Genomic DNA, 640 nt, shown 5'->3' with positions numbered 1-640 from the left:
GGTTCCCCTCGCGCCGCCGTCCCGCTGCTGTGCCGGGCTGCCGGGGCGCCGCGCCCCGCGTTCCGTGCTGTACCGCGGTCGGTGGCCGGTTGGGCCCGGCCCCGCGCCCCGGGTTCCTGCCGCGTCGGCGGCCCGGCCACGGCCGCGCCGCCGCGGCCCTGCGGGCCGCCGCTTCACCGCTTCGCGCTGTCGACCACCTACTCCGCGGCCCCGCCCCGCGGCCCCGGCGCCGCCGCCTCACCGCGCCGGGCTGTGTCGTAGCTGCCGGGCTTGAGGTGAAAACACAGGCGCGGACCGCGATCGGGGTTGGTGGCGTGATAGCCGAGGGCCGCGGCCATCGACGCCCGTTTCCAGTTCAGCCGGTGCCGCAGGAGCGGGGTCCGGCCCCGGGGTGCATAGGTGCGGCGGATCTGAGTGGACGTTAAGTCCGTTTCTGGTAGTGGCCGCGTTCGGGTTGGGTGAGGAAGCCTTGGCGGGTGAGGCGTCCGAGGCGGCTGCGGGTGATGTTGACGGACGCCTCGTGGGTGGGCGTGCCGAGGAGTTCGTGCAGTTCACGAGCCCTGGATGCCTGGTCGGGGTGCTGGTTGGAGGCGTTCACGATGGCCTGGTGGGCGGTGTTCGTCGGTGGGCGGTGTTCGTC

At 74.4% G+C, this 640-nt stretch carries 1 pseudogene; it reads right to left on the bottom strand.

Annotated elements, in window-relative coordinates:
• Positions 1-421: 421 nt before the first annotated feature.
• Positions 422-640 (bottom strand): annotated as a pseudogene (locus tag EAO76_RS43375) (hypothetical protein); the annotation flags it as partial.

It is taken from the genome of Streptomyces sp. sk2.1 (genome assembly GCF_008120935.1).
GTDB lineage: Bacteria > Actinomycetota > Actinomycetes > Streptomycetales > Streptomycetaceae > Streptomyces.
Note: the sequence above shows the minus strand (reverse complement) of the source record. Positions and strands in the feature narration are given on the sequence as shown.